Annotated in this window: 1 protein-coding gene; it reads right to left on the bottom strand. The window is 59.7% G+C overall.

The annotated features are described in order from the left end of the window. The coding region (locus tag AC1RPJ_RS08165) for a hypothetical protein (RefSeq protein WP_481762908.1) at positions 1–273 on the bottom strand (273 nt) is incomplete at both ends.

Below are 273 nucleotides of genomic sequence, written 5' to 3'. Positions count from 1 at the left end.
CCGAAACACCAAACGTCGGGGACGGCGGTGCGGCCTTCGTCGGGTCCGTGATCGGCTGTTTCGTTGTGTCGATAGCGCTATTCGGAATAGTGCCGTCGTCAGTAAACGTGATGTTGTCCGTGGATTGTTGCCCCACCGTCACCATCAGCCCGTACGTCGAGCCCTGTGTGCGTCCATACACTCGGTAGCCAGTAGCCAGAGGCATACGCGGCCACGACAGCGTAATAGAGTTGGTGGTTGTGCCGCCCGTCGCAATCACCACAACTTCCGCGC

It is taken from the genome of Dellaglioa sp. CoH-57-MRSF-17 (assembly GCF_056782015.1).
The sequence above is the reverse complement of the archived record's forward strand: the minus strand, read 5'-3'. Positions and strand labels throughout refer to the sequence as shown.